At 30.6% G+C, this 21712-nt stretch carries 21 protein-coding genes and 1 pseudogene; 9 read left to right on the plus strand and 13 right to left on the minus strand.

Features of this window, described 5'->3' with window-relative positions:
* Window positions 1–17: 17 nt before the first annotated feature.
* The 3 genes from WG951_RS08380 to WG951_RS08390 all read right to left on the minus strand — a co-directional run bounded on the left by WG951_RS08380 (window position 18) and on the right by WG951_RS08390 (window position 3034).
* Complete coding sequence (locus WG951_RS08380; RefSeq protein ID WP_105050228.1) at window positions 18–1097, minus strand: diphosphomevalonate/mevalonate 3,5-bisphosphate decarboxylase family protein; 1080 nt, start codon at window positions 1095–1097, stop codon at window positions 18–20.
* Between the two features lie 28 nt (window positions 1098–1125).
* A complete protein-coding gene (locus WG951_RS08385) occupies window positions 1126–1848 on the minus strand; it encodes a LytR/AlgR family response regulator transcription factor (RefSeq protein WP_105050227.1) in 723 nt (240 codons plus the stop codon).
* A 199-nt stretch (window positions 1849–2047) separates the two neighbouring features.
* The gene (locus tag WG951_RS08390; RefSeq protein WP_340916096.1) at window positions 2048–3034 is read right to left on the minus strand and encodes a sensor histidine kinase; all 987 of its coding nucleotides are present in this window, start codon (window positions 3032–3034) and stop codon (window positions 2048–2050) included.
* Window positions 3035–3311: 277 nt separating this feature from the next.
* On the opposite strand from WG951_RS08390, the gene WG951_RS08395 reads away from it, so the two are divergent.
* The 5 genes from WG951_RS08395 to WG951_RS08415 all read left to right on the plus strand — a co-directional run bounded on the left by WG951_RS08395 (window position 3312) and on the right by WG951_RS08415 (window position 5783).
* Window positions 3312–3668: a MotA/TolQ/ExbB proton channel family protein gene (locus tag WG951_RS08395; RefSeq protein ID WP_105050225.1), complete on the plus strand. Its 357-nt coding sequence runs from the start codon at window positions 3312–3314 to the stop codon at window positions 3666–3668.
* A gap of 64 nt (window positions 3669–3732) precedes the next feature.
* The gene (locus WG951_RS08400) at window positions 3733–4338 is read left to right on the plus strand and encodes a thiamine diphosphokinase (RefSeq protein WP_105050224.1); all 606 of its coding nucleotides are present in this window, start codon (window positions 3733–3735) and stop codon (window positions 4336–4338) included.
* An 11-nt stretch (window positions 4339–4349) separates the two neighbouring features.
* Window positions 4350–4583: a hypothetical protein gene (locus WG951_RS08405; protein ID WP_105050223.1), complete on the plus strand. Its 234-nt coding sequence runs from the start codon at window positions 4350–4352 to the stop codon at window positions 4581–4583.
* A 214-nt stretch (window positions 4584–4797) separates the two neighbouring features.
* Entirely contained in the window at window positions 4798–5172 is a 375-nt protein-coding gene (locus WG951_RS08410; RefSeq protein ID WP_105050222.1) for a hypothetical protein, read from the plus strand.
* A gap of 113 nt (window positions 5173–5285) precedes the next feature.
* On the plus strand, window positions 5286–5783 hold the full coding sequence (locus WG951_RS08415) for a hypothetical protein (RefSeq protein ID WP_105050221.1): 498 nt from the start codon (window positions 5286–5288) through the stop codon (window positions 5781–5783).
* Window positions 5784–5860: 77 nt separating this feature from the next.
* On the opposite strand, the gene WG951_RS08420 is transcribed toward WG951_RS08415, so the two are convergent.
* The 6 genes and pseudogenes from WG951_RS08420 to WG951_RS08440 form a co-directional block, all read right to left on the minus strand.
* On the minus strand, window positions 5861–6415 hold the full coding sequence (locus WG951_RS08420) for a thioredoxin family protein (protein WP_105050220.1): 555 nt from the start codon (window positions 6413–6415) through the stop codon (window positions 5861–5863).
* 95 nt (window positions 6416–6510) lie between these two features.
* The gene (locus WG951_RS08425) at window positions 6511–7722 is read right to left on the minus strand and encodes an NAD(P)/FAD-dependent oxidoreductase (RefSeq protein ID WP_105050219.1); all 1212 of its coding nucleotides are present in this window, start codon (window positions 7720–7722) and stop codon (window positions 6511–6513) included.
* Between the two features lie 131 nt (window positions 7723–7853).
* Window positions 7854–8795: a GYDIA family GHMP kinase gene (locus WG951_RS08430; RefSeq protein WP_105050218.1), complete on the minus strand. Its 942-nt coding sequence runs from the start codon at window positions 8793–8795 to the stop codon at window positions 7854–7856.
* Window positions 8796–9042: 247 nt separating this feature from the next.
* On the minus strand, window positions 9043–9480 hold the full coding sequence (tnpA, locus tag WG951_RS08435; RefSeq protein ID WP_105050217.1) for an IS200/IS605 family transposase: 438 nt from the start codon (window positions 9478–9480) through the stop codon (window positions 9043–9045).
* 271 nt (window positions 9481–9751) lie between these two features.
* Entirely contained in the window at window positions 9752–10153 is a 402-nt protein-coding gene (locus tag WG951_RS17265) for a DUF1569 domain-containing protein (protein WP_422897632.1), read from the minus strand.
* Window positions 10154–10210: 57 nt separating this feature from the next.
* Window positions 10211–11479, minus strand: a pseudogene (locus tag WG951_RS08440) (hydroxymethylglutaryl-CoA reductase, degradative); the annotation flags it as partial.
* Between the two features lie 145 nt (window positions 11480–11624).
* Here WG951_RS08440 and WG951_RS08445 point away from each other — a divergent pair.
* From WG951_RS08445 to WG951_RS08460, 4 genes are all read left to right on the plus strand, one after another.
* Window positions 11625–13817 (plus strand): S9 family peptidase, encoded by a 2193-nt coding sequence (locus WG951_RS08445; protein ID WP_105050634.1) that lies wholly within the window; start codon window positions 11625–11627, stop codon window positions 13815–13817.
* Window positions 13818–13839: 22 nt separating this feature from the next.
* Window positions 13840–15231: a peptide MFS transporter gene (locus tag WG951_RS08450; protein ID WP_105050215.1), complete on the plus strand. Its 1392-nt coding sequence runs from the start codon at window positions 13840–13842 to the stop codon at window positions 15229–15231.
* A gap of 71 nt (window positions 15232–15302) precedes the next feature.
* Window positions 15303–16874: a peptide MFS transporter gene (locus tag WG951_RS08455; RefSeq protein ID WP_105050214.1), complete on the plus strand. Its 1572-nt coding sequence runs from the start codon at window positions 15303–15305 to the stop codon at window positions 16872–16874.
* Between the two features lie 92 nt (window positions 16875–16966).
* Window positions 16967–17485 (plus strand): thioredoxin family protein, encoded by a 519-nt coding sequence (locus tag WG951_RS08460; protein ID WP_105050213.1) that lies wholly within the window; start codon window positions 16967–16969, stop codon window positions 17483–17485.
* Window positions 17486–17597: 112 nt separating this feature from the next.
* On the opposite strand, the gene WG951_RS08465 is transcribed toward WG951_RS08460, so the two are convergent.
* Genes WG951_RS08465 through lpxB form a run of 4 tightly spaced genes read right to left on the minus strand, consistent with a single transcriptional unit; the run spans window position 17598 to window position 21636 of the window.
* Entirely contained in the window at window positions 17598–19613 is a 2016-nt protein-coding gene (locus WG951_RS08465; protein ID WP_105050212.1) for a ComEC/Rec2 family competence protein, read from the minus strand.
* Between the two features lie 38 nt (window positions 19614–19651).
* Window positions 19652–20131 (minus strand): C40 family peptidase, encoded by a 480-nt coding sequence (locus WG951_RS08470; RefSeq protein ID WP_105050211.1) that lies wholly within the window; start codon window positions 20129–20131, stop codon window positions 19652–19654.
* Between the two features lie 36 nt (window positions 20132–20167).
* Window positions 20168–20503, minus strand: a complete 336-nt coding sequence (locus WG951_RS08475) for a n-acetylglutamate synthase (protein ID WP_105050210.1) — start codon at window positions 20501–20503, stop codon at window positions 20168–20170.
* 11 nt (window positions 20504–20514) lie between these two features.
* The gene (gene lpxB, locus WG951_RS08480) at window positions 20515–21636 is read right to left on the minus strand and encodes a lipid-A-disaccharide synthase (protein WP_105050209.1); all 1122 of its coding nucleotides are present in this window, start codon (window positions 21634–21636) and stop codon (window positions 20515–20517) included.
* Between the last annotated feature and the right edge of the window lie 76 nt (window positions 21637–21712).

Consider the following 21712-nt stretch of genomic DNA (forward strand, 5'->3'; position numbering starts at 1 on the left):
GTTTTTTTATTATTTTTTTACATTTTTTTCGCTCCAAACCCCACAGAATCATAAATATACTGATTTTTTTGACAGTATTTAGAAAGTTCTTTTTCTATAAATTGATTTACAGCTTCTTTTTCATTCTCCGGATACAAAACATGTACGTTTGCACCAGCATCTAACGTAAAACAAATATTGCTATTGTTTTCATTTCTGTATGCCCAAATACTATTGATAATCTCTAACGTGTTTGGTTTCATCAAAATAAAATACGGATTACTTGTCATCATCATTGCATGCAATGTTAAGGCTTCACTTTCTACCAAACCGATAAAAGCTTTTATATCTCCGTTTTTAAGAATCTCTGATATTTTTGATAAATTATCATTAGCCTGTGTAAAACGACTTTCTGCATACGGATGCTCATGCATTAAATTATGACCAACAGTACTAGAAACTTGCTTTTCGCCTTTGTCTACTAAAAGAATAGCATCTTGATAATTCTCGAAAACCGAATGTACTTTGTAAGGAAATTTTACACCAAACAAATCTGAACTGCCTTCTATTTCTGGGTGATTTCCCCAAACAACCATTGGTCCTTCTATACTTCTACTTGCGCTTCCAGAACCTAGACGTGCTAAAAAAGAGGCTTTTTGGTTGATTTCTTTTGCTGATAAATCAGGATTTAAGGCAGACTCTAAACTCATTAAACACATAGCAATGGCACTTAATCCGCTTGCGGAAGAAGCAATACCACTAGAATGCGGAAAAGAATTCTCTGAATTAATGGTCATTTTATAATCAAAAATATACGGACAATATTCTTGTATTCTTGTAAAGAATTCTGCAATTTTTGGTTTAAAAGCATCTTTCTGTTTTCCTTCAAAAAACAAATCGAAATCTACTTTTTCTGATGTTTCTTTTTTCTCAAAATCAATTGTAGTAATGGTATGACAATTGTTTAACGTAAAACTAATAGAAGCGTTTTTTGGTATTTGCGGATTGCTCTTTCCCCAATATTTTACCAACGCAATATTACTTGGTGTTTGCCACGTAAAGCTTGCTTTTTCTACCGAATTGTTATTTGATTTTGAAATAAATTGTGCTGTATCCAAACTTCTAAAATTTGCCTCAAAGATAAAACTATTTCAAAGAATTTCCGTTTAACTTTTTAAGTACATTTTCTTTGTACGTTCTACTTATAGGAATTGCATTTTTTTCAATTTCAATAAATTCATTCGTATAAGAATCAGCCTTACTTAAATTGATAATATAAGATCTGTGGATTCTTAAAAATTGTTGAGAAGGCAATTTCATTTCCAAATTACTAATCGTTTCTCTAGTTACTAAAACGATGTCTTTTGTATGAATTTTGATATAATCGGATAAACTCTCAACATATAGAATATCATCAAAATTAACCTTTACCATTTTACGTTCTGAACGCACAAAAATATAATCATTCTTAACTGGCACTTCCTCAACATCCACTTGTTTCACAATAACAGTTTGCGTTTCAAAAAACTTATTAACGGCTTGTAAAAAACGATCAAAAGCTATAGGTTTTAACAAATAATCTACCGCTTGCAAATCGAAACCATCAACAGCATATTCTCTGTAAGCAGTTGTAAAAATAATTTTAGACTTCTTGTTTATTGATTTAGCCAAAGACAAACCAGAAATGTCTGGCATATTAATATCTAAAAAGAATAAATCTATATTATTAGAATTTGCGATCTCGAAAGCTTCCATGGCGTTTTTGCAACTTTTTACTAAAGTTAAATTCGGAATTTTAGCCACAAAAGTTTCTATAATTTTTCTTGCGACTGGCTCGTCATCAACAATAACACAATTAATTATATTCATTTTTATACTGTATTTGATTAAATAAAATGAGATTTCTCATCATCCGTACCTCATTCTATCGAAATGACAAACCGGGTAAAAAAAACCTCCAAAACTTGTCTTGTCACTTCGAACAGCGTGAGAAGTCGCATAACAGTGATAACACAATGTTGAGTTACTTTATGTGATTTCTCCCAAAAGGTCGAAATGACAATCTCTATTAAAATTCAATTTTTAAAGACACTTTAAATACATCCTTTTTATCAATTATTTCTAGTTGATGTTTCTTCGGATACAACATTTCTAGTCTTTTTTTAATATTCTCTAAACCAATTCCGCCATTTATATCTTCTTTTTCTTTGGATGAGTTTTCTATTTCAAAAAACAAATAATCAACATCAACTTTAAGTTGAATGTCTACTTTTAAAATTCCATCAATAATTACACCATGTTTAAAACTATTTTCTACAAACGGAATTAATAACATTGGCGGAATTTGAAGAGAATCATTTAGTTTCTCTTTTATAAAATTAACGTTTAAAGTATCATGAAAACGCATTTTTTCTAAAGAAATATAGTCTTCTAAATGATTTACTTCTTCTATTAAAAGTACTTTAGGTTTATCAGCTTGATATAAAATATAATCTAACAAATTAGATAATTTTAAAATCATTTCTGGAGCTTCATCCGCTTTAGCGATTGCAAAACCATAAATAGTATTTAGAGAATTAAACAAAAAGTGCGGATGAATTTGCATCTTTAAAAACTTTAATTCTTGTTCTTTTAGTTGGAGTTGGGTTTCTAAAAACTTACTTTTTAAATCGTCTGTTTTAACTTGTGCTAAATAATTGTATCCCACTAACCCAATAACAATAACAAATAGAATAACCATATAAACTCCAAAAATTATATTAGGTAAACTTTTAGTTAAAGGAATTACAGCCTCTTTATCTGGGTTTTCTAACAATACAAAGCCATATAAAACAGACAATATTAAAAAGCTTGTAGATATTATAAACGAATAGATACTGTATATAACAAAAGAAACATATTTCTTTTTTTGAAGGTATTTAGGAATTAAATAATATAAAAAAAAGTAACAAACAACTATTGTACTAGGCATTAAAAATCCAGAAAATGCATTTACATACTTTATATTATCACTGCCATAGCCTAAAAAATAGGTGTAAAAAAAATATACAATCACCCAAAAAAAAGTGTGCAAAACTATTTTTAAAATCAAGCGAACAAAAGGACTTACATTTTTCATTAATGGGCAATATCTATATTTTATTAATACTTATGCTATTTTTGCGACGAAACTCTAAAAATAAAGGTTCATTTACCAAATTAAGCCCTTTTTGTTAAAAACAGTAATTATTTGGTAGTTTACAGCGCTATGATCTAAAAACATCGTTTTTTAAAATATAGAAAGTTACTTTAAAATACTTTTGTTTTATATTAACACTAAAAAACAACTTATTATGAAATTCTTAATTATCAATATTTTTAACGATGGTGGCCCATTATTTATGTATACAATTTTGGCTGCTCTTTTAATTTGTATCTCTTTAATACTTAAAGCGCTATTAAAGGGCGATGCAAATGGAAAAGCATTAAAACTGATAAAATCTGTTAGTTTATTTGCCTTAGTTTGGGGCTTTTTAGGGATGATGATTGGTTTAATTGGTGCCTTTGATGCCATTTCTATAACCGATGGAATTTCTCATGGAGTTTTAGCTGGTGGATTAAAAATAGCTTTGCTATCTCCTGCCTTTGGTATGGTAACTTTTTTAATTGCAAGACTTGGAATTATAGGACTTATTTTAAAAGAAAAATAAACTCACTTTTAAACGTTTATTATTACCCATTTCATTAATTCTGAAATGGGTATTTTTGCATTCTATGCATACAAAAAAAGTTTTTCTACTTCTAAACGGAGAACCTCCAAAAGCAATTCCTAATTTAGAGGAATATGAAATTATTTGCGCTACAGATGGCGCTTATCAATTTTTAGAAAAGAATAAAATGAAACCTAATTTTATTAGCGGCGATTTTGATTCTATAGAAAACCTACCAGAAAATATTGAAATAATTCATACTCCGAATCAAGATTTTACAGATTTTGATAAAATGCTGAAAATCCTTTTCGATAAAGGTTTTAAAAACGTTGATGTTTTTGGTGCAAGCGGAAAAGAACAAGACCATTTTTTAGGAAACCTGCACACAGCAATTCAGTGGAAAAACAAATTAAAGCTTACTTTTTTCGATAATCATAGTCGTTATTTTTTAGCGGATAAAAGCACTTCTATTTCTAACTGTGTAAACAAAACAATTTCTTTAGTTCCTTTTCCTAAAGCAAAAAACATTAGCACTTTAGGATTGCAATATCCTTTAGATAAGGAAGATTTAACTTTCGGAGAAAGAATTGGCACAAGAAATAAAGCAATAACAAATAATATAAAAATCACTTTTGAAAGCGGAGAATTATTCATTTTCATCAACCATTAAAAATAAAAAAATTGAGTAGAAAAATAAAATTATTGTGGGATTTTAGAGGGCCTGATGCACAAGAAACCGCAAAACATCATACCATTCATTTAAAAGAATTTGCAGCTTTAGAAAACTTAACTTTTCATGAAATTGATATTGAAGAAAAGAACCCAATGTTGTTTGCTGCTTTTATTACTGTTGATGAAAAAGACATGAAAACCTATAGAGATGCCTTAAAACCTCATCGAGGTGAAGTTGGTTAATCCGGTTACATTTTACAATAGACCAACAACCTCGCCCCAAGGGTACGAGGTATGCTTCCGAAACATGTTTTTTCATTTCGAGGCAAACCTCGGGGAATTAAACCCTTGGCTATCGCCCTGCGATTAAATATTTTATAACAAATACACTTTTTAATTTATTCTGTTGTAAAAAAAACTAAATTTGCAGTGTCGTAATTTGTATGACAAAGAAATAATGAAGAAAAAGCATCAGATATTTAAAGTAATTCTACTCATTGCAATTTATTGCTCTGGAATATATCTATCTGCAAATACACTTCCTTATTTAGGTACGCATAACGTTTCTACCAATACAGAAAAAGCAACGTTTTCTACCACTGCTTCTAAAGTTTTTTATACACATACACAGCAATCAGAAAACTCAATTTCTGAGCTTGTAGAATTTTCATTACCTAATTTCGAATTGTCTTCAGACGATTTTATCGCAATTTCTTATGCGAATAAATTAGACTTTAATTCTAAATTTAAACAGTATAAAAACTACTTAGACAATACTTTAATCAGACATAGAAAGTCTGACCTTATTTTTCCTTTCCATAATTTTTGGTAATACTTCTTTTTTATTAGAACTATCATTTGCATAGTTACATTAAAACACTGCTATGTTGCGAATTATCGTCTCATACAAAAATTAGTATCTCAAAAAAATTAAAAATAAATAACATGGATTTAGGAACAGCTATTATAGGATTAATATGTATTGCCGTATGTGCATTACCATTTGTATTAACAAACAACAATAAAAAGAAAAAACAAAAAGAATTATTAAACACGCTTAAAGACTTTGCTAAAAAAAATGGCTCTGAAATAACACAACATGAAATAGGAGAAAATTATGCCATTGGTGTAGACACCTCTAAAAACACGGTTTCATTTTTACAAAAAACAAAAGAAAAAGTAAGCCTTCAGTTTGTAAACCTTACAACTATTAAAAATTGTGAGATAAACAACATTAGTAAGTCTTTAGGAAAGAACGAAACAACACTTGATAAATTAATACTTAAGTTAAGTGCCATCGACAAAAAAAAACCAAGCATTGTGCTAGAATTTTACAATTCTGACATTAGTTTTCAGCCAGGTAACGAGTTCGATTCTATAGAAAAATGGAATAAAACAATTAATAGTCTGCTAATTAGCAAACAACAAAGTAAAGCAGCATAGTCTGCATAAAAAACGAATCTTACTTACCTAAAAAATGGCCTGTAAGATTCGTTTTTATTTTTTTATAATACATAAAACTATTTCCACTTAATACCACACCCCATACTTGGTTTTTGGTTTTCTAAAGCAGGTTTGTTTTCTAATAAATTATCCAAAGAAGTTCTTAAATCGATACCTGTAACTGGTTTTCCGTTTCCTGGTCTAGAAGCATCTAATTGTCCGTGATAAACCGCTTTTAAATCAGCATCAAACACATAAAAATCTGGCGTACAAGCAGCATCATAGGCTTTTGCTACTTCCTGAGTTTCATCATACAAATACGGAAAAGGATAGTTTTCTTCTTCAGCCAATTGCTTCATCAATTCAGGCGAATCTTGCGGATAATTATCAACATCATTAGAGCTTATTGCAATAAACGCAATTCCTTTTTGCTGATAGTCATTTGCCATTTTCACCAACTCACTATTTACATGAATTACAAACGGACAATGATTACAAATAAACATAATTACAGTTCCTTTTTCTCCTTTAGCTTCGTTTAAAGAAACAAAAGAATCATCAACTGTATTTAATAAAGTAAAATCAGGTGCTTTTGTTCCGTTTTTAAACTCGTTAGATTCTGTTCTTGCCATAATAATTATCTTTTGATTTGTCATTGCGAGGAACGAAGCAATCTCTCTTTTAAACAGTAGATTGCTTCGTTCCTCGCAATGACATTTTTAATATTTTAATCCTCTGCCAAAGCATTTGCACAGATAAAACCACCTGTCCACGCATTCTGAAAGTTGAAGCCTCCAGTAACGGCATCAATATTTAAAACTTCACCTACAAAAAAGAGGTTTTTATGTTTTCTACTTTCAAAACGTTTAAAATTAATTTCTTTTAAATCTACTCCACCAGCAGTAACAAATTCATCTTTAAAAGTAGTTCTTCCGTTTGCATTAAAAACTCCTTTTGTTAACTGATTTGCTAAACCTTCTAACTGCGCATTCTTTAAATCTGCCCAATTCTGAGTTGCTTTAATTCCTGCTGCAATTACAAAACGTTCCCACAATCTTTTAGAAACCTCAGCAAATGGCGATTTTAAAATAGCTGTTTTTCTAGGTTCTTTCTTTTTTAAATTTAAAAGCACATTTAAAACTTTATCTGTTGGTCTAGACAACCAATTTACTGCTACGTTGTATTGATAATTTTTATCCGCTAAAATTCTTGCGCCAAAGGCGGATAATTTTAAAACTGCTGGTCCACTCATTCCCCAATGCGTAATTAACAAAGGTCCGGATGCTTCTAATTTTGTTCCAGCGATCGTTACGGTAGCGTTTGGTACTGAAGTTCCCAATAAATCTACCAAACGTTTATCATTGATATTAAAGGTAAATAAAGACGGAACAGGTTCTATAACATCATGGTCTAAAGTTTCGCACAATTCCCACACTTTTTTAGAGCTCCCTGCTGCAATTACTAATTTATCTGCTTCAAAAACTTGTTCTTTTGTGTTAATAACCCATTTGTTATCTTGTTGAGAAACTGAATTTACACCACAGTTTGTGAACACTTTAATACCTAAGTTATCAACAGCATTCTGAAAACAATCTATAATTACCTGACTCTTATTTGCTTCTGGAAAAACACGATTATCATCTTCAATTTTTAAAGGAACGCCTCTATTTTCGAACCACTCAAAAGTATCACCTGTCATAAATTGATGAAAAGGTCCTAGCAATTCTTTTTCTCCTCTTGGATAAAATTTCACCAATTCTTTAGGTTCAAAACAAGCATGTGTTACATTACATCTTCCACCTCCAGAAATTTTTACTTTCTGTAAAACGTCTTTCCCTTTTTCGAGAATCGTAATATCTAATTCAGGATTATTTTCTTTTGCGTTTATCGCTGTAAAATATCCTGCTGCTCCACCTCCAATAATTATTACTTTTTTCATTTTTTCTATGTTGTCAGTTCGAGTGATTTTGATTTTTTTCAAAATTGTATCGAGAACCTTATATTAAATCATCTTCATCTCGATACAAATTTATTTCATTCTTCAATAAATTCACTCGATGTGACATTATGTTATAAAACCATTTCTTGATACCTAAGAATGGTTGTAAATCCTTTATTTTTAAAATACGTTGGCGTATCAGCATTTCCTGTTACTAGCACAAAATCTCCTCCCCAAGCGCCTAAACTTTTTATGGCTCCAAAATAATCTGGAAATAATTTTTCTTTTACCGGTTTCAATTTGATAATCGAACTAATAATTTGCTCATGTTCTACAATTAACGCCTCAAACTTTTCTAAGGATTCAACTTTTAAAAAGGCATCAGAAATCTCTGAAATTCTTTTTATTTTTCCTTGAACGTCATGTCGAGCGCAGTCGAGATGTTCTCTAAATTTTGCAATTCCTTCTTTAGAATCTTGTTTCTGATTTAGATGCACAAAAAACAAATTCTCTTTAAAAATAGGGTTAAATTCAACAGGTGCTACAACAGGTTTTTTATTTTCTATTTGATAAAAAACTGGTGTATCATTCTGAGCACAAGCAATATCATAACCACTTCCTTTAAAAGAATTCCAAAGTAATTTAAAAGCATCTACTTTTGCCCAAGCAGCAATAGAGTTTATTAAAGTTGATGATGTACCTAAACCCCAATTTCTTGGAAATGTAAGGTTTGTTTTTACCATAAACCCATTTTCTGACTTTAAAAAATCTGGATTTAAGTTTTTTGCTTCTACCAAAATACTTAACAACGTTTCTGCTATTACATCAGCATTTCCTTCTTTATCAGCATTAAATGTACAATTTACTAAACGTAGTTTTTGTAAATCGAAAACAGCTTCGAACCAACATGCTCCTGTATGCGTAAAACTTCCCCAAATAATTTGAGGTTCTTTTATTTTTTCAACACTTAAATCTTGTCCAAATTTAGTTGGAATTGCTAAAGATTTAGCTCCATCTAAAACTAGATATTCTCCTGTTAGTAAAAGTTTTCCGTTGGAATAATAGTTCTTCATTATTATTTAATTTCAATAGATTTCAACCTATTGATTTTTATAAATTTATTAATTACAATCTTCTGCTGAATTGCATCCAGCTTTAGCTGGATGACAAAATAAATTACATACAAATTGGCTTTAGCCAAATTAAACATTCTAATTAAAATATTTTGGCTCAAGTCTATTATTTGTAAATTAAATTTTACAATGGGTTGAAACCCATTGCAATTCAAAAACAATCGCTGGAACCCATTGTATTTTATTATTAATCATCAAATCTCTTAAAATTATATTTTTTAATAAACTCTTCATACTCTTCTTGAAAAGTTTTTTTACTGTGATGTTCTTCTTGATTTTTAATATAGGTTCTAACTTTGTCAAGTATAGATTCAGAAACTGAAACTGCAAAATATTCACTTTGCCATTGAAATTTTTCTACAGTTAACTTTTCTTTATTGATCCAAAAAGAAGATTCTCCTTTTATTAATTGCATCACTTTTTCTATTGTTTGATTAGAACCTAGAGAAACTAAACAGTGGCAATGATCTGTATACCCGTTTATAAAATCTATAAAAATTCCTTTTTCTTTTGCATTCTCCTTAATATGTGCCCAAACTTTTTGTCTAATTTCTTTTGTAGCCAAAAACGGAATTCTGTTTTTGGTACTCCAAACAAAATGTATGTAGACTTTTACAAAAGGCATAATTTTAATTTCATATTAGAATTTGGCTAAAGCCAATCATCAATTTTATTATTTATTACAATGGGTTGAAACCCATTGCTATTTAATTTAAAAACTTGAATTACATCCAGCTTTAGCTGGATGACATAAACAAATTACATACAAATGGCTTTAGCCAAACTACACATTCTCATTATAAATATTTTGGTTAAAGCCTATTATTTGTAAATTAATATGTATCAATGGGCTATAGCCCATTGCAATTCAAATTCAATTAATGCAAAGAAAACATTTAAACCAATCCGAATTGTTTAAAATGGTGTGTAAAATGTTTTACATGAAATTTTTGCCAATAAGCATAATCTAATTCACCAAAAAAAGGATGATTTTCAGCTTTCGCTGTTTCAAAATGAATTTTAAAATCATCAATTTGAATAAATAAATCATTGATTGCTTCACCTACAGAATTAAATTTTAAATCATTTGGTTCTTCAGACAACAAAGGCGCTTTAAAACCAACTTGTAATTCACCTTCTGTATTTAAAAAAGGTTTTCTTCTTGCCGATTTTTCATCAGAAACATAATAATCGGCAGCTACTTTTCCGTTAGAAATCTGAAGTAAAAAACTTAAATGTTCTATCATTTGTTGCCCATTCATTTTTCCAAAAATAGGTTTTGAATTTTTATCAATCATAGATAATTTAGACCTCACTAAATTTTTATCAGAAAAATCAACCCAATTAATGGTTGGTTTTCTTAAGGCATCTATTTTATCTACTACAGCGGAATGCGTAACAGTTCTTTTATCAAAAAAAGCAGTAATTATTTCTTTTTCTTCTTCGGTTGCATTAAACTGATTTAAGATATTCTGCAAGTGCATTTTCATGTGTCCATGCTGAATACCCTTAGTTGTTAACGCTCTTAAAGCTGCAAAATTCTGAGCCAAACCTGCTGCAGCCATTACTTGCATTAATGTTCTTGCAGATGGTTTTTGCAACATCTCTAAAGACAGTTTTGCCATTGGATGTAAAGCTGTTAAGCCTCCAACAGTACCTAAAGCTAAAGGAATTTCTATCCAAAATTTAAAAACGCCATCATCAATAGAACAATGAGATAAACTTCTATATTGTCCAGATTTTGCTGCATAGGCATGCGCACCAGCTTCTACTGCTCTAAAATCATTACCAGTTGCTAAAACAACGGCATCAATTCCATTCATAATTCCCTTATTATGCGTTACCGCTCTGTAAGGTTCTATTTCTGCAATTTTTACTGCTTGGTAAAATTTCTCTGCAAATTTCTGCGGATTCTCTCCTCCTAATTCTTCTATTTTACAACTCACTTCTGCCCTAACCACACATTCTGGAACGTAATTAGACAAAATACTCATTACAATTTCTATATCGTCTTTTTCAAACTTTTTAGCAATTGCTTCTAAACAAGAATTTATAAAATTTGCACCCATTGAATCTTTCGTTTCAAAGGTTGCGTGTAGTTGGTAATAGTTTTCTAATTGATCAGTTTTATCAACTAATTTAATATCTAAAATTCCGCCGCCACGTTTTTCCATATTTTTGGTAATGGAAGCCGTAGCTGCAAATAATTCTGTTTTATTTTTATTGAAATAGGTTTCAATTTCAGTTTTATCGCCAGCATACATAAAATGGACTTGCCCAATTTTTGTTGTACCAATAACCGTTGTTTTAAAACCACCTCTTGTACTCCAAAATTTCCCCACCAAAGAAGCTGCTGCAACCACAGAGCTTTCTTCTACCACCATCGGAATTACGTAAGTTCTATCATTAATTACAAAATTTGGTGCAATACCAAAAGGCATGTAAAAGTTAGAAATTGTATTTTCTATAAAATCATCATGCAGTTGTTGTAAATCTTTATTGTTGTTCCAATACTGCTTAATAATAGCTTTAGTTTCTGATTGATTATGGAAATAATTCTTGGTTAACCAGGTAATCTTTTCATCTTTAGTTAACTTAGAAAAACCTGAAATAAGTTTGTTCATTCAATTGGGTATAAAAGTATCAAGAACAAAGATAAGTCAAACTGTTAAAACATTAAGGGATATTCAAGTTTTCTGATTTTTTAAGATATTTTTTATGGATTTTTCCGTAAACTTGGCAAAGTTTTATCAAATCTCAAGGTCTACAATGAAAAAAAGAATCTTTTTTGTAACTATTCTATTATTAACAAGTTACATATCCACAGCACAAACAACACCAAAACAAACATCAAATTTAAAAGAAATTACGCTAGAAGAAATCTGGAACGGAACGTTTTCTGCGGAAAGAATGAATTCTTTAAACTCTATGAATGGCGATTTTTATGCTGTTTTAGACTATAATAGACAAACTAGATCGGTATCTGTAGACAAATACAGCTACAAAACGCTAGAAAAAGTAGAAACAATTGTTAATAGTGCCAATTTAAATGGCTTAAATAGCTTTTCTTCTTACAGTTTTAATAATGATGAAACGAAACTAATTCTAGGTACTAACTTCAAGAAAATATATAGACATTCTTTTAAAGGAACTTTTTATGCGTATGATATTGCTTCAAAAAGTTTAACATTAATTGAAGAAAATATTCAAGAACCTGTTTTTTCTCCGGATAATAAAAATATTGCCTATGCAAAAGACAACAATATTTTTATTAAAAACCTAGCCTCAAATAACATTACTCAAGTTACAAACGATGGTAAAATAAATGAAGTAATTAATGGTATTACAGATTGGGTTTATGAAGAAGAATTTGCCTTTGTAAGAGCTTTTGAATGGAACAAGACAGGAACTCACTTAGCTTTTTTACGTTTTGATGAAACAAATGTTCCTACGTTTTCTATGGATATTGTTGGTACTGAATTATACCCAACACAACAAGTTTTTAAATACCCAAAAGCCGGAGAAAAAAATGCAGATGTAACGTTACACATGTACACATTATCAACAGCAAGTACAAAGAAAATTTCTTTAGGCGATTACGAATACATCCCTAGAATTAAATGGTCTAATGATGCAGATGTTTTGGTAGCAACTACTTTAAACCGTCATCAAAATAATTTAAAATTACACAAAGTAAATCCTGTAAAAGCAACAACAGTTTTATTATTAAATGAAACTGACAAAGCATATATTGATATTACAGACAACCTTACTTTTTTAGCTGATAACAGTTTTATTTGGACGAGCGAAAAGGATGGTTACAACCATATTTATCATTATGATTTTAACGGAAAACTCATCAACCAAATTACAAAAGGGAACTGGGAAGTAACTAATTACTATGGTTTTAACGAAAAAAAGAAAACCATTTACTATCAATCTATAGAAAATGGCTCTATCAATAGAGGTGTTTATGCTATCAATTTAAAAGGAAAGCATAAAGAATTGTTAAGTAATGTAAACGGACAAAACACGGCTGCATTTAGTAAAAATTTAAACTTCTTTATCAACACACATTCCTCAGCAAACACTCCTCCTGTTTATTCTTTATATACAGCTAAAGGAAAAATGTTAAAGGTGATAAAAGATAATGTTGCTTTAAAAGAACGATTATCAGCATATAAAATGAGTCCGAAGGAGTTTTCTACCATTAACATTAATGGAAACGACTTAAATATGTGGATGGTAAAACCTTTAGATTTTGATGAGACAAAGAAATATCCACTTTTAATGTTTCAATATTCTGGTCCTGGTTCTCAACAAGTTGGAAATACTTGGAACGGGAGCAATGATTACTGGCATAATATGTTGGCACAAAAAGGAATTATTGTAGTTTGTATTGATGGACGCGGAACAGGTTATAAAGGTGCCGATTTTAAAAAGGTTACTCAGAAAGAATTGGGTAAATACGAAGTTGAAGATCAAATTGCAGCTGCTAAAAAATTAGTAGAACGTTCTTATATCGACAAAAATAATGTTGGTATTTGGGGATGGTCTTTTGGTGGATTTATGAGTACCAATTGTATTTTAAAAGGAAATGATGTTTTTACAACAGCAATTGCCGTTGCGCCGGTTACTTCTTGGCGTTTTTACGATTCTGTGTACACAGAACGTTATATGCAAACTCCACAAGAAAATGCAAGTGGTTATGATGATAATTCGCCCATTAATTATGCCGATAAATTAAAAGGAAACTACTTATTGGTTCATGGAACTGGTGATGATAATGTACACGTACAAAACTCTTATAGAATGATAAATTCTTTAATTGAAGCGAATAAACAATTTGATATGTTTATTGTTCCAGACAGAACACACGGAATTTATAAAGGAAGAAATACGCGTTTAAATTTGTTCACAAAAATGACTAACTTTATCGATGCGAATTTAAATAACAAATAAAACAAATAAAAAGAATAAATATATGAGCAATACTGCTAAGTTACCGCACCAAAAAGAATTATTTGGTCACCCCGTTGGATTATACGTTTTATTTTTTACAGAAATGTGGGAACGCTTTTCGTACTATGGGATGAGAGCCCTTTTAGTTCTTTACTTAACCTCTAAAACTACAGATGTAAATCATGGTCTCGGATGGTCTCAAGGAGATGCATTAGCTCTATACGGATGGTATACAGCACTCGTATATATTATGTCTATTCCGGGTGGTATTTTAGCAGATAAATTTTTAGGTCAAAAAAAATCGGTAATTTTAGGAGCAATACTCTTGGTTTTTGGTCATTGCGTGCTTGCCTATGAAGCTATGTGGGCATTTTACACAGGATTGGTTTTTATAATACTTGGCGTTGGATGCTTAAAACCAAATATTTCTACAATGGTGGGTGGACTTTATAAAAAAGGAGACGTACGTAGAGATAAAGGATTTACCCTTTTTTATATAGGTATTAATGTTGGTGCTTTCTTATCTGGATTAGTTGTTGGTTATGTAGGTGAAGTTCATGGATGGCATTATGGTTTTGGATTAGCTGGATTACTAATGATTATAGGTTTAATTCAATTTGTTGCTGGTCAAAAATATTTAGTTCACGTAGGTAATTACTTAGGTAAATCTGATAACGTAGAAGATCAAGAAGCCTACAAAAGACCTCTTAATAAAGTTGAAAAAGACAGAATTATTGTTTTAATGATTTCTTTTCTATTGATCATTGCTTTTTTTGCAGCATTTGAACAAGCCGGTGGTTTAATGAATATTTATGCTAGAGAAAAAACAGATAGAATGTTAATGGGGTGGGAAGTACCAGCTACTTGGTTTCAATCTTTAAATTCTTTTTTTATTATCTCTTTAGGAGTTGGAATTGCTGCTTTTTGGGCTAAAAGAAAATTAAAAGGAACCGAAGCTTCTTCTTTATATAAAATGATTCTTGGTTTAGGAATTACTGGTATCGGATTTTTATTTATGTCTGCTGCCGCAGCTCAATATGATAGTACAGGAACTTCTGCAATGTATTGGTTAGTATTAGCTTATTTATTTCATACAGTTGGAGAATTATGTTTATCTCCGGTTTCACTATCATTCGTTACCAAATTAGCACCTGCCAAATATGCATCTATAATGATGGGAATTTATTTTGCAACAACAGGTTTAGGAAATAAAGCCGCAGGTTTACTAGGAGAATCTTCTTCTCTTTTTGGAGAGTTTAAAGTTTTTACAGGGATCGCAATTTTCTGTGTAGTATTTGCCTTCTTAGTTTACCTCTTTTTAGGAAAACTAAAAGCGCTTACACATGGCGCCGAAGATAATGAAACAGATTTCAGCACCAAAGAAGCTGAAGGCTTTGAATTAGCCGAAGAATAATTAAAAAACAAAAAGCCTCATAAATTAAATTTTTATGAGGTTTTATATTATTATAATTTCAATTACTTTTTATGAATACAGCTAAATACAGGTTTGAAGGTTCAGAAATGAACAGTAAATTATTGATGGGACACCCATCTGGATTATTTGTTTTATTTTTCACAGAAATGTGGGAGCGCTTCTCATACTACGGAATGCGCGCTATTCTAGTACTTTTTCTAACTTCTGCTTTGATAGATGGTGGTTGGGCTTGGTCTAGAGAAGAAGCTCTTGGACTCTATGGAACGTACACCATGTTAGTGTACTTTTCTCCTATACTTGGAGGATGGTTAGCAGACAAGTTTCTTGGCTACAGAACAGCTGTTGTTTGGGGAGCATTAATTATGGCTCTTGGACATGCAGCAATGGCTTTTGACACTCCTTTTAGCTTATACATAGGTATTGGATTGTTAGTTGCAGGTAATGGGCTATTTAAACCAAACATGACATCAATAATTAATGGTATGTATGTAAATGCACAAGACAAAAAAGACGGTGCATTTACCATCTATTACATGGGAGTAAATGCAGGTGCCTTTTTAGGGATATTACTTTGTGGTTATATTGGCGAAACACATGGTTGGCATTTCGGTTTTGGTCTTGCAGGTGTATTTATGTTCTTAGGTACTCTACAATTTTGGTTAGCACAAGGTATTTTTGGTAAAGTAGGTTTATCTCCATCTAAAACCGTAGAATACGAAGATGCTATTCAAACAAAAACAACTACAGATACACAAGAAAAAGTACCTACTAACGTTCAAAGAGACCGTTACATTGTTGTAGGTGTTTTAGCTTTTTTTACAATATTCTTTTGGGCGGCTTTTGAGCAAGCCGGAGGGTCTATGACTATTTTTGCAAAGGACTATACCAATAGAGTTCTAGAAGGCGATGCAGCAAATATTTTTAGAGTAGCAAACACGTTACTTACCGTAGTGCCTTTAATGATTATTACCTACGTATTATTAAAATTATTTAAAATTACTTTTAAAAAATATGCGTTATCTAATCTCTTTTTAGGAACTAGTTTTGTAATTATTTGGGCAATTGTACTTTGGATGTTAAAATCTCAATTCTCTGAAGTAGAAACAGAAGTTCCTGCATCTTGGTTTTCTATTTTAAATTCTTTTTACATCATTACGTTTGCACCTCTTTTTTCTAAACTATGGGAAAGCAAATACAATCCATCTGCAACTGTTAAGTTTGGCCTTGGTTTGGTACTTTTAGGATTAGGGTTTGGTATTTTAGCATATGGTTCTGCAAGCATACCACAAGGAGCTCAAACCGCTTCTGTTAGTATGATCTTTTTAATTTTAGCTTATTTATTACATACTTTAGGAGAACTGGCTTTATCTCCTGTTGGCTTGTCTTATGTAAGTAAATTAGTGCCTGCAAGTAAAATAGGGTTAATGTTTGGACTTTGGTACATTGCTATTGGAATGGGTAACAAAACAGCAGGTTCTATGGGAGGAATGATTGATAAAATTACGGCTGCTTACGATATGAGTACCTTCTTTTTAATTTTTACCATTATACCAATTGCGGCAGGAGTAATCTTAATGGCTTTAACACCAATCATGAATAAACTAATGCACGGAGTAAAGTAATTTCTTTTCTTATAACGACTTAAGTAAAGCATCGAAATTCGGTGCTTTACTTTTTTTTGTAAATTTGACATCCCTATTTCGACCGATTACATATGAAAAAACTTATTCTACTTATTGCAATTTCACTATTTTATTTAAATACAAATGCACAAGAAAACATTAAATGGTTAGGTTTTGAAGAGGCCATTAAATTAAACAAAGAAAACCCTAAACCTATTTTAATTGATGTGTATACAGATTGGTGTGGCTATTGCAAAAAAATGGATTTAAACACTTATTCTAATAAAACTATTCGCGATTATATTAATAAAAACTTTTATGCGGTTAAATTAGATGGTGAATACAAAAAGGACATTGTTTTTAATGACCACACATTTAAATTTCAAAAAGAAGGAAGACGTGGTTATCATCAACTTGCAGCGACTTTAATGAACGGAAGAATGTCTTACCCAACTACTTTGTTTTTATCAGAAAAAGAGGAATTATTAGACAGAATTCCAGGGTATTTAGATACAGAAATAATGGAAAAGGTATTGGTCTATTTTTCTGAAAAACTGTACGAAACTAAGAAATGGGGTGAATTTGATAAAGAGTTTAAAAGTAATTTGTAATAATACTTATAAACTATTTCCATTTTGTCATTCCTGCGAAGGCAGAAATCTATAAAATTTTACTCTTGGTGAAAATATTTTTTTAAGAAAAATAAAAAGCTTTATAGAAACTTTAATCAATAATGAACGCGCCATTTTGACCTGTATAATGAAAAGGAATTTGATTCTTTAAACACAACTTTTCCCAACGTGTTACATAACTTTTATAATTAGAACCATCTGCAATAATTTGCGATGGTTTTATTGTTTTTATCAACCTTGTTAGGTTTATTTTAGGCGAATATTGCATCACAATAATTGGGCTTTGCAATCCCGAAATATTATAAACGCCCAAACTATCTATCAACAAAATATCTTTATTAGAAAACTTAACAAAGTTGTTAAAATTGGTTTCCTCTACCTTCTCAATACCTTCTGAAACGCTATACGATTTAATGCTATTTTCTTTTTTAAACCTCACACTATCTATATCGTGTTGCAAAAATAGTTGCGCTCCTACCCGCTTTCCAATCATAGAAAATCGACTTTTATGAAATACAATTAATTCTTCTTTTACATTATTTTGATTCGATTCAATTAGAAAAACACCTTGTAATAATAAAATTGAAATAAAAAAGTAAATGAGTTTTTTTGATGACTTTTCAATGAGAAAATAAACGCCTAAAAATAGCACTACATACCAACACAACATTGCAATAAATGAAATTGAAATTTCTTTAAACAAAAATTCTTCTTGATGAGAAACCCAACTTACAAAGTCATTCATTCCAGATATGATACCTCCATAAATATCCGCTAAAAATTGTGGTAAAATTTGTAAAAGTGATGCAATAATGACTAAAATTCCTCCGATTAAAATAGCACTTAAAAAAGGAATGATGACCAAATTTGAGGCTAAAAATAACCCCGGGAATTGTTGAAAATAATAAATACTCAAGGGTAAAATTCCTATTTGCGCTGCAATAGATACGGTAAACAATTGCCAAATTTTTTCATCTATAAAAAATCTTGGATTGTAAACTTTATACAATTTTGGTTGCACCCAAAGAATACCAAAAACAGCTAAGTAACTTAGTTGAAAACCAACATCAAACAGAAACATGGGTTTTATCAAAAGTAAAAAAAGCATAGAAGATATGAATGAAAATTCTACAACATTTTTTCTTTTTAAGGATAAACCAACTGCTAAAAAAGTAAACATAGTAACGGCTCTAACTACTGATGCCGAAAGTCCTGCAATAAAAGCAAACATCCAAAGTAATAAAACAATGATAACGGTTTTTAAAAACAATCCATATTTAATCCTTTCTAGAGGTTTAAAAATAAAGGATAGAATCCATAAAATAACACCAACGTGTAACCCAGAAACTGCCAAAATATGGATGGCGCCTGCTCTTTGATAATCTACAATCAATTCTTTAGAAATATCTTGTCGTTGTCCTAACAACAAAGCGTTAATTACCGCTAACTCATTATCCTTAAAATGGTATTTCTTTAAAGATACTTGAATTTTATTTCTAAACTTTGCTGACAATCCAAATAAAGTAAAAGACTTAAAATTCAACCTTAAAAACTGATTTTCTGCAACAAATAACTGATGATGAATACCTTGTTTAGCTAAATAAGATTTGTAGTTAAATTGATGCGGATTTAAAGGAGGAATTAACTCTTTTAAGCTTGGTTTTAAGAGTAATTGATCATCTACAAGCAAAGAACTAGAACAACTATCTTTTTGAATGTTTAACAAGACGGTTCCTATTGTACTTAGAGAATCTACTTTAATAATATTAGCTTCATATTTTCGATAATAATTGCCAGGTTTTAAAATTTTATGAATCTGTAAAACAAGAGTCTCATTATCTTCTAAATGATGTTCATAAAAAGAATTGTAATTCCTATCATCATGTAAATAAACCGATGAAACACCTACAAAAAAGAATAAAACAAGCGCAATACTTGTTCTTATCACTTTATTTTTTATCAGAAAAACAAGTATCGCCAAAACCCCTAAAAATAACGAGGTTTTTAGAAAATTAAAAGTCCAAAATTGAGTGAAAAATTGAAAACAAATTCCAATAATTAAAAGCACAACAAAGTGCAAGGGTATATAATTGTACAACCTTTTCATAGCAAGCTAAAGTTACTAAAAAAAACGTTAACTACTAATTATAAGATGGTTGTTGCTTTTACAAATGCTTTTTTCCAGTATTTCTCTGATAAATTAGAAACAATTACACCTCTAGAAGTTGTGGCATGTACAAACTTAATTTGCCCTTTTGTATGAGAAACCACCAAACCAACATGATTAATGCTTCGTTTACTTTTACTGGTTCTAAAAAATAATAAATCGCCTTTTTTAACTTTACTTAAAGAGATTTTTTCACCTCTTTTAGCCATGTCTCTAGAAATTCTTGGCAGTTGTACATTTTCGCTATCAAAGGCAACATGAACAACACCAGAACAATCCATTCCTTTTTTTGTTGTTCCTCCAAATTTATAACGCACCCCTTTATATTTTAAGGCATTAGATACAATTCTATCTACTTTTGTAGTTGGTTTTGTGGTCTTTTTAACAACCGTTTTAGTAGAGGAACAAGAACTTAATAGTAAAGAAATTACAACTAATAAAAAACCCCATTTCTTCATATTAAATATTCTTTTACGTATAATGTGTACACTTAGTTAAACTTCTTCTAAAACTGATTTCCCACTTGACATATCTCCAGAAGTCCACTGCCAATTTTCATAAAGCCTTATTTTTCCATTAGACAATATTTTAGGTGTAGAATTACAAATACCTGTCATTAATTCTCCTTTAAGATTTACTTGGTGGTAACGCATTTCTATATTCCCTTGTGCATCAACAAGACCTATTAAATGACCTTTTACTATTTGTCCGCCTTTGTATTCACAAGTAAGAATAGTACCCTTTTGTTGATATTTAAAAATGGTTTCTCCTGATGTTTCACCATTATCGGTATTCTGAACTACTCTAAATTTTTTACAATTATAATTCATCCATTTTAAAGCTAGTTTGCTTCCTTTTTTAAATCGCTAACAATTTGTTTGGCCACTTTTTCTGATGCTCCTTTTCCACCGAGTTTCTTTTCTAATTCAAAATACTCTAAAAACAGTTTTTCTCTGTAGTCATTATCTAAAATTTTTGTTAACTCTGCTTTTAGATTTTTTTTATTAAAATCATTCTGAATTAATTCTTTTACTACTTCTTTATCCATAATTAAATTGACCAAAGAAATAAATTTTAAAGTGATAATTCTTTTCGCAATCTGATAAGAAATATTACCTCCTTTATAACAAACTACTTGCGGTACTTTAAACAAAGCGGTTTCTAAAGTTGCAGTACCAGAACCCACTAAAGCAGCGTAAGAAAGACTTAATAAATCGTATGTTTTATTGCTGATAAAGCTTACTTTTTTATCGCCAATAATATGTTTATAGAAACTTAAATCTTGACTCGGAGCACCTGCAACTACAAATTGATAGTCAGAAAAATCATCAATTAAAGACAACATTACAGACAACATTTTGGTAATTTCTTGCTTTCTACTTCCGGGTAACAAAGCAATAATTGGTTTGTCTGTTAAGTTGTATTCTTTTCTAAAAGCAACTTCACTTACTTGTTTTCTGCCTGCAATTCCGTCTATTAAAGGATGCCCTACAAATGATACTTTATAATTATGTTTTTCATAAAATTCTTTTTCAAAAGGAAGTATTACAAACATTTTATCAACATCTCTTTTAATGTCTTTTACTCTACTTGCTCTACTTGCCCACACTTGCGGAGAAATATAGTAATTGGTTCTAAAACCTTGCTGTTTTGCCCATTTGGCAACACGTAAATTAAACCCAGAATTATCAATAAAAATAAGAACGTCTGGTTTAAATTCTGTAATATCTTTTTTACAAAATTTAATAAAACCTAACACTTTAGATAGGTTCATTAGCACTTCGAAAAAACCCATAAAGGCTCTTTCTTTATAATGACTTACCAAAGTTCCTCCAATATTTTTCATTAAGTCTCCACCCCAAAACCTAATGTCTGCATTTGTATCTTCTTTATACAATGCTTTCATTAAATTAGAGCCATGTAAATCTCCAGAAGCCTCACCAGCAATAATATAATATTTCATAAGTTTTTACTTGTCTGGTCGAGCGCAGTCGAGACCTTATTAAACCTCTCGACTGCGCTCGAGGAGACATTATCTC

The sequence above is a fragment of the Polaribacter butkevichii genome (assembly GCF_038024105.1).
GTDB classification, from domain to species: domain Bacteria; phylum Bacteroidota; class Bacteroidia; order Flavobacteriales; family Flavobacteriaceae; genus Polaribacter; species Polaribacter butkevichii.